Source organism: Gelidibacter salicanalis, assembly GCF_016469035.1.
Classification (GTDB): Bacteria; Bacteroidota; Bacteroidia; order Flavobacteriales; family Flavobacteriaceae; genus Gelidibacter; species Gelidibacter salicanalis_A.
In genome coordinates this window covers 199,700-207,323 of the sequence record NZ_JAEHJZ010000003.1, presented here as the reverse complement: position 1 = coordinate 207,323, position 7,624 = coordinate 199,700, and the positions used below count along the sequence as shown (strand labels likewise).

Genomic DNA, 7,624 nt, shown 5'->3' with positions numbered 1-7,624 from the left:
TCTGTCCTATAACCTTCATAGCTTGGGAAGCTTGATAAAAAAGGAGAGAGATAAAAAGTATACAAAAAAACAACAAAAGGTAGCATGAAAAAAAGTCAGTCCAGCCTTTTTAAGGGACAGCTATGCTTTAGAACCAAATTTCACACGCAAAAAAGAGGTTTTTATCGATTTCAACAGCTGGAAATCCAAAAAACATAAAAATCACAAACTATTTTAAAATCAATCAAAAAAAACTGGATCCAAAAATTAAATTTGTTAGCAAATTGCTCCACTTACCGACCAGACACTAGTTAAAGGTTTAAACCCTGCTCCCGATAGCTATCGGGATTCATCGCATTTACTTTAGTTTCTATAAATTTTTAAGGGTATTTTGTCATTTCGACAGAGCGAGGAACGAGTGACGAGAAATCTTATAATATTGTGATTCCTCTTCGTGCCTCATTCGGAATGACAAACTATTATCAGAAAAGAATGAAATTCTTTTCTTTAAAACTACGGATTTCAAATCCATAGTGGTTTATTTAAATTCTGAAGTAAAATGAAATTTAATACTCGGATATTTTTGTTGGGTCATCTGTAATGAAAATTGAGAATCTGCTAAAAATACTAATTGATCTTCTTTGTCTTTTGCTAAGTAGCGCTGTTTAACCCTCAAGAACTCTTTGTATTCTTCATTTTTAGGATCGGTAGGCTCTACCCAACACGCTTTGTAAACGTTTAGGTTTTCGTAAGTACATTTGGCACCGTATTCATGCTCCAATCGGTATTGGATCACCTCATATTGTAATGCGCCTACGGTTCCGATAACTTTTCTCCCATTGAGTTCTAAGGTAAATAATTGGGCGACCCCTTCATCCATCAATTGGTCAATACCTTTAAACAATTGTTTCGATTTTAAGGGATCAGCATTATTGATATATCTAAAGTGCTCAGGAGAGAAGCTTGGGATGCCTTTGTAGTTTATGTTTTCGCCTTCGGTAAGCGTATCACCAATTTTAAAATTACCTGTATCGTGCAATCCTACGATGTCTCCAGGATAAGAGATATCCACAATCTCCTTTTTCTCAGCAAAAAACGCATTAGGGCTGGAGAACTTCATTTTTTTCTTGTTCCGAACATGCACGTATGGCTTATTGCGTTCAAACGTTCCAGAAACAATTTTAATAAATGCCAAACGGTCGCGATGGTTGGGATCCATATTGGCGTGAATTTTAAATACAAATCCTGTAAAATCTTTTTCGTCGGGTTGTACCAACCGTTCTTCACTTTGTTTAGCTCTAGGTTTTGGTGCAATTTCAATAAAACAATCCAATAATTCGCGAACTCCAAAATTATTTAAGGCCGAACCAAAGAACACAGGTTGTTGATGGCCATTTAAATACTCGTCCCTGTCAAAGGTTGGATAAATACCTTCTACAAGTTCGACTTCCTCGCGTAATGTATACGCTGCTTTTTCTCCGATAAGCTTATCAATTTCTTTCGATTCTAAATCAGAGATTTCAATGGTGTCTTCAATGTTTTTACGGCTGTTACCACTAAATAAGTTGATGTTTTTCTCCCAAAGATTATAAATACCTTTAAAGTCATAGCCCATCCCAATTGGAAAACTCATGGGTACAACACGTAACCCTAATTTCTGCTCAATTTCATCTAACAGGTCGAATGCATCCTTTCCTTCACGATCCATTTTATTGATAAATACAATCATCGGAATATTTCGCATTCGACAAACTTCAACTAATTTCTCCGTTTGCTCCTCAACACCCTTTGCAACGTCTACTACCACAATTACACTATCTACAGCTGTAAGAGTTCTAAACGTATCTTCGGCAAAATCTTTATGTCCAGGCGTATCGAGAATGTTTATTTTGGTACCTTCATACTCAAAAGCCAAAACGGAAGTCGCTACAGAAATTCCACGCTGGCGTTCTATTTCCATAAAGTCACTCGTAGCTCCTTTTTTGATCTTGTTACTCTTTACGGCACCAGCTTCTTGGATGGCACCACCAAAAAGTAGTAATTTTTCAGTAAGTGTGGTTTTTCCGGCATCTGGATGCGCAATAATACCAAAAGTACGTCGTCTGTTTATCTCTGTTATAAAACTCATATTCTGAATTAAAATGGGTTGCAAAGATACTATTATTGAAAACAAATTTAACAGATCATAGGAGGCGATTTTATTTTTAAGACAACATTGGATCTTTTTATTACTTTTGTTGGTAACTTTGTAGGTTATGACAGAAGAAAACGTAATACTCGTCAATGAAAAAGATGAGCAGATTGGCACAATGCCAAAGATGGAAGCGCACGAAAAGGCACTATTGCATCGCGCTTTTTCCGTGTTTGTTTTTAATGATAAAAACGAATTGATGTTGCAGCAACGTGCATCACATAAATACCATTCGCCCTTACTATGGACCAACACCTGCTGTAGTCACCAAAGGGTAGGAGAAACCAATATCCAAGCGGGCAAACGCAGGTTGCAAGAAGAAATGGGATTTGAGACGGAGTTGGAAGATACCATTTCGTTTATTTATAAAGCACCGTTTGACAATGGTTTGACCGAGCATGAATTTGATCATATTCTAGTGGGTAGTTATGAAGACGAGCCCAATATCAATCTGGATGAAGTGGCCGCGTGGAAATGGATGCCCTTGGAAGATGTGAGGGAAGATATGGTGCAACATCCAGAACTTTACACGGCATGGTTTAAGATTATTTTTGATAAATTCTACCAACATATAAACAAAGTAAACCCATGATTGTTACCGTAAGTAGAAAAGCACATTTTAATGCGGCGCATCGGCTTTTTAGAAAAGAGTGGAGTGATGCACACAACGAGACTGTTTTTGGTAAGTGTAGCAATCCAAACTATCATGGGCATAATTATGACCTTACTGTGAGTGTTACTGGAGAGATAGATCAAGAAACAGGCTTTGTAATGGACTTAAAAGTGTTAAAAGACATTATCAAAACAGAAATTGAAGATGCTTTTGATCATAAAAATCTGAATCTTGAAGTTGCAGAATTTAAAGACATAAATCCTACGGCTGAAAATATTGCTGTTGTGATCTACAATAAGATCAAACCTAAGCTCAAACCCGCTTTAGATTTAGAAATCACTTTGTACGAAACACCACGTAATTTTGTGACGTATTCAGGATTACAATCTTAAGACTAAAACCTAATATTTTGAAAAACACCTTATATCCCTTAAAATTCCACCCTATCTTAAAAGATAAAATCTGGGGCGGAGAAAAATTAAAATCGTTATTACATAAAGACTCTAAGCTACCCAATGTTGGTGAGAGCTGGGAGATCAGTGATGTAGATGGTGATACGTCCATAGTCTCAAACGGAAGTTTAGAAAGCCAATCCTTAAAGCATTTATTGAACACTTATAAAGCGGATTTAATAGGAGAGAAGAACTATAGGCAATTTGGTGATAAATTCCCATTGCTCATAAAGTTTATAGACGCTAAAGAGGATTTGTCCATTCAGTTGCATCCCAACGACGAATTGGCGGCGAAACGTCACAATTCTTTTGGGAAAACAGAAATGTGGTATGTGATGCAAGCGGATAAAGATGCCAATTTGATTGTAGATTTCAATCAAAAAATGACCCCTGAACTGTACTTAGAACATCTCAACAATAATTCGCTTACAGAAATTCTCAATTTTGATAAGGTTAAAACAGGTGACACCTATTTTATTGAAGTAGGACGTGTACATGCCATTGGGGCAGGTGTGTTATTGGCAGAAATTCAGCAAACAAGTGATATTACCTATCGTATTTACGATTGGGACCGAACGGACGATGCTGGTAATGCACGAGAATTGCATACAGAATTGGCTATTGATGCCATTGGTTTTGATATGCCAGATAATTTTAGAGTGTCCTATGACACCACTTTCAATCAATCTAACGCTCTGGTGAGTTGTCCGTACTTTACAACCAACTATTTAAAGGTGGATACTGAACTTGCAAGGGAGAATACGTATGATTCCTTTATGATTTACATTTGTGTTGACGGCGAAGCTGAAATCAAGATAGGAGAGGTAACTCAAATCATTAAGAAAGGAGAAACCATATTGATTCCTGCAGCGATCACTACGTTTCAGATTGTTGCAGAAGATGCCACACTGTTGGAAGTTTACGTGTAGTTAAAATTTACGGAATCCATTATAAAAGACATGGTTTAATTGACTACTTTTGTAAAAATTTTAAAATCAAGAAAAATGGCAAATGTTAGAGACCTAAAAAAAGATATTAATTATGTTTTAGGAGATATTATTGAAGCAGCATATGTTTGGGAATATACGCATTCTGGTAAAGACACAAAAAAAACTGAAGCAATAGTTGATGAAGCTATCCTTACGTTTGATGAGTTAATTGCTAAAGTGAACGATAAAACTGTTGAAAACAAAAAAGCTCACTTTAAGAAAGTTAACGCTGAACTTGAAACTAAAGGCCGCGCGCTGATTGAAAAAATCAACGCCTTAGGTTAATTTTTTATTTCAAAAGATTTGCAGATATAACTTCCGAGATTATATTTGCAGTCTCTTAGGCCGATGTAGCTCAGCTGGCTAGAGCAGCTGATTTGTAATCAGCAGGTCGTGGGTTCGAGTCCCTCTATCGGCTCTAAAAAACCTCTCTTTTCGAGAGGTTTTTTGTTTCCATTAATTAGGGACGAGAAGTTTATCCTGAGCGCAGTCGAAGGGAGTCCCTCTATCGGCTCTAAAAAAACCTCTCTTTTCGAGAGGTTTTTTGTTTCAATTAATTAGCGACGAGAAGTTTATCCTGAGCGCAGTCGAAGGAAGTCCTCCATCGGCTCTTCAAAAAACCTCTCTTTTCGAGAGGTTTTTTGTTTCCATTAATTAGGGACGAGAAGTTTTATCCTGAGCGTAGTTGAAGGAAGCTCTTCTTCCTGATCAATAAACCCTCCCATTTAAGAGGTGCTTTTGTTTGTTTTAGATGCTCCTTGAAATAGTATTGATCGTCAATAAAACATCATAATGGTAGACATTATTTTATTATAATAACATGTCTATGTCATCAACAATTGTTCAGCGTAAATCTGCGGGATCTGTGGGATCTGCGGGAGAATCATCCGTACGCTTATTTTTATTTCCCACTGATTACAGAGATGGTCGCGAATTTTTCCCTAGTATGACAAAAAACGGATCTACATAAATAGTCGTAATGTGTAAATTTGAGAACACTGACTTTAGAAACTTTGTAACAATTGGAATCGGCCTTAATGAAAAGGAGATTACCTGTCTTTATCCTTCTTCTTTAACCAACCAAAGATCCCGCCACCTTTCTTTTTCTTCTCCTCTTTCTTTTTAAATTGACGTTCATCTTTATTGCCACCAAAGAGGCGCTTAAAGAAGCCATCGGTTTTTGTTGGATCGCAGTTCAGTGAACTTAGGACCGCTTCAGAAGGGCTCTCAAAAGAAGCTTTTGTAATGCTGTTGTAATTGGAATCGGCATTCAATTTTTGAAGGTATTTGGCAAAGATGGGAAGTGCAGAATTTGCACCTTGTCCTAATCCTGTAGAACTAAATCCGATTTGCTGATTGTCATTACCAACCCAAGTTACCGTTACCAATTTTGGCATAATCCCAACAAACCAACCGTCTTTATTATCCTGCGTAGTTCCGGTCTTACCCGCAAGTGCATTAGGCAATTGATAGGTGGAGCGTAACCGGGTGGCAGTACCTTCATTAACGGTAGCTTTCAAAAACTCTAACATCACCTGTCTGGTGTCATTACTAAAGGCCATATCCGACTCCGATCTTTCAGGATAGAGATCCTTAAAAGACGCAACAATATTCCCGTCTTTATCTTCTATTTTAGTAATAAACATTGGGTTTGAAGGCTTGCTACCATTAACGTAAGATGTGTAGGCTTTGGCCAACTCCAACACTGAAAGATTTGAAGATCCCAACGCTATAGACGGTACGGCTTCAATGTTGCTCGTGATTCCCATTTTTTTGGCCTGTGTGATTACATTGCCAAGACCAGTTTCATAGAGTACTTTAACAGCAATAGTATTAATAGAATTGCTCAATGCTTTTTGAAGTGAATAATTTAAGTCTTCATCATCAAGACTGCCCGCGTTGGTCGGACGCCAATTGTTAACATCAGTATAGGTTATGGCTTTGATTGGGATGTACGTGCACGGATCCATACCATTTTCTAAAGCTGCTGTGTAAACAAAAGGTTTAAAGGTAGAGCCTACCTGACGTTTGCTTTGTACAATATGGTCAAATTGGAAAAAGCTATAGTCAATGCCTCCAACATAGGCTTTTATAGCGCCATTAGACGGATCTAAAGAAACAAGTCCGGCATTCAGAAACTTGGAGTAGTACTCTAAACTGTCTAAGGTGGACATCGATGCTACGGTGGTTTCATCCCAAGAAAAGAGATCAATTTGGTGGGTGCGTTTTAAGGAGTCTTCAATCGCTTTATCATCCAGACCTTGAGCCTTAAATTTTTTATAAGATTTTAGACGCTTTTTTGCCGCTTCAAAAGCCGACTTGCCTTTGAGCCACGGCGCATTCTGCCCGTAGGCTTTTTCAAATTGCCGCTGCAAATCGCTCATGTGCTCGGCCATAGCGGCTTCAGCGTAACGCTGCATGGTATTGTCTAAAGTGGTGTGGATCTTTAAACCGTCATGGTAAATATTATACATTTCGCCATCGGGTTTTCGGTACTTTTTCTGCTTTAGCAAACTGTCCAATTGTTTTTTGATTTCAGCTCTAAAGTAGGGTGCTAAACCTTCATTGGGTGAGTAATTTTGATAATCAATAACAATACTATCCGTGGTGGCTTTGTTGGCCTCCATTTCAGAGAGAAAGCCATATTTCTCCATCTGATGGATGACTACATTTTTACGTGCGCCTGATTTTTCAGGGTAACGACGCGGATTGTAACTTGTATTAGCCTTCAATGAGCCGACTAAAGTGGCGGATTGCACTAGGGTCAGATCTTTGGTGCGAACATTAAAAAACTTTTCGGAAGCACTTTCAATACCATAGGTGTTATCAGGAAACGGAACGGTGTTGAGATACAACGTAAGAATTTCCTCTTTGGAATAAAGATCTTCAATACGCCTAGCAACAATACTTTCTCTAATTTTATTGACCACTATTCCAAAGGGCCCATAATTTTTTCTTCCGAAGAGGTTTTTAGCCAATTGTAAGGTAATGGTGCTACCACCACCAGAAGAATCATCAGACATGAGGATGCTTTTGAAGAACACCCGAAGCAGACTTTTACTGTCAATACCGCTATGTTCATAAAACCGAACGTCTTCTGTAGCCACGAGGGCGTTAATTAAATGTTGTGGAAAATCGTCGTATTTAATGGACTGTCTATCGTACACGTAAATTTTACCAATTAAATCAGTATGGGCATCAAGTACTTGTGTTGCCTGACTCTGTTTTAAGCGCGCCAATTGTTCTTTGTCAGGAATTTTCCCCCACAGCCCAAAATGTATACTGGCATAAAAACAAATAAAAAGGGCTAAGAGAATGCCTAAGCCGTAGCTTATTCTCTTAGCCCATTTGATAACGTTAACTTTGTTGATAGTCATTAGTTTAAAAAGTCTTTACACAA

The 7,624-nt window shown here is 37.9% G+C and carries 7 protein-coding genes and 1 tRNA gene; 6 read left to right on the top strand and 2 right to left on the bottom strand.

Translation table 11 applies throughout. The features are described 5' to 3' along the window. Positions 1 to 517: 517 nt before the first annotated feature. Positions 518 to 2,107, bottom strand: a complete 1,590-nt coding sequence (locus JEM65_RS02035; protein ID WP_199596875.1) for a peptide chain release factor 3 — start codon at positions 2,105 to 2,107, stop codon at positions 518 to 520. A 127-nt stretch (positions 2,108 to 2,234) separates the two neighbouring features. Between JEM65_RS02035 and idi the strand changes: the two genes are divergently transcribed. The 6 genes from idi to JEM65_RS02005 all read left to right on the top strand — a co-directional run bounded on the left by idi (position 2,235) and on the right by JEM65_RS02005 (position 5,194). Further along, complete coding sequence (gene idi, locus JEM65_RS02030; RefSeq protein WP_199596874.1) at positions 2,235 to 2,762, top strand: isopentenyl-diphosphate Delta-isomerase; 528 nt, start codon at positions 2,235 to 2,237, stop codon at positions 2,760 to 2,762. Next, complete coding sequence (locus JEM65_RS02025) at positions 2,759 to 3,175, top strand: 6-pyruvoyl trahydropterin synthase family protein (RefSeq protein WP_199596873.1); 417 nt, start codon at positions 2,759 to 2,761, stop codon at positions 3,173 to 3,175. The genes idi and JEM65_RS02025 overlap by 4 nt, the downstream gene beginning before the upstream one ends. 17 nt (positions 3,176 to 3,192) lie before the next feature. Then, on the top strand, positions 3,193 to 4,164 hold the full coding sequence (locus tag JEM65_RS02020) for a type I phosphomannose isomerase catalytic subunit (RefSeq protein WP_199596872.1): 972 nt from the start codon (positions 3,193 to 3,195) through the stop codon (positions 4,162 to 4,164). 75 nt (positions 4,165 to 4,239) lie between these two features. Then, positions 4,240 to 4,509 carry a hypothetical protein gene (locus tag JEM65_RS02015; protein WP_199596871.1) on the top strand — a complete coding sequence of 90 codons (270 nt, stop codon included), beginning with the start codon at positions 4,240 to 4,242 and terminating at the stop codon, positions 4,507 to 4,509. A 59-nt stretch (positions 4,510 to 4,568) separates the two neighbouring features. Next, positions 4,569 to 4,642 (top strand) — tRNA-Thr (locus JEM65_RS02010). Positions 4,643 to 5,050: 408 nt separating this feature from the next. Further along, complete coding sequence (locus tag JEM65_RS02005; RefSeq protein WP_199596870.1) at positions 5,051 to 5,194, top strand: hypothetical protein; 144 nt, start codon at positions 5,051 to 5,053, stop codon at positions 5,192 to 5,194. 79 nt (positions 5,195 to 5,273) lie between these two features. Here the strand turns inward: JEM65_RS02005 and JEM65_RS02000 are convergent, their stop codons facing one another. Beyond that, complete coding sequence (locus JEM65_RS02000; protein ID WP_199596869.1) at positions 5,274 to 7,601, bottom strand: transglycosylase domain-containing protein; 2,328 nt, start codon at positions 7,599 to 7,601, stop codon at positions 5,274 to 5,276. Between the last annotated feature and the right edge of the window lie 23 nt (positions 7,602 to 7,624).

Coding starts and splice junctions, on each gene's coding strand:
- JEM65_RS02035 (WP_199596875.1), bottom strand. CDS start 2,107: ATGAGTTTTATAACAGAGATAAACAGACGACGTACTTTTGGTATTATT.
- idi (WP_199596874.1), top strand. CDS start 2,235: ATGACAGAAGAAAACGTAATACTCGTCAATGAAAAAGATGAGCAGATT.
- JEM65_RS02025 (WP_199596873.1), top strand. CDS start 2,759: ATGATTGTTACCGTAAGTAGAAAAGCACATTTTAATGCGGCGCATCGG.
- JEM65_RS02015 (WP_199596871.1), top strand. CDS start 4,240: ATGGCAAATGTTAGAGACCTAAAAAAAGATATTAATTATGTTTTAGGA.
- JEM65_RS02005 (WP_199596870.1), top strand. CDS start 5,051: ATGTCATCAACAATTGTTCAGCGTAAATCTGCGGGATCTGTGGGATCT.
- JEM65_RS02000 (WP_199596869.1), bottom strand. CDS start 7,601: ATGACTATCAACAAAGTTAACGTTATCAAATGGGCTAAGAGAATAAGC.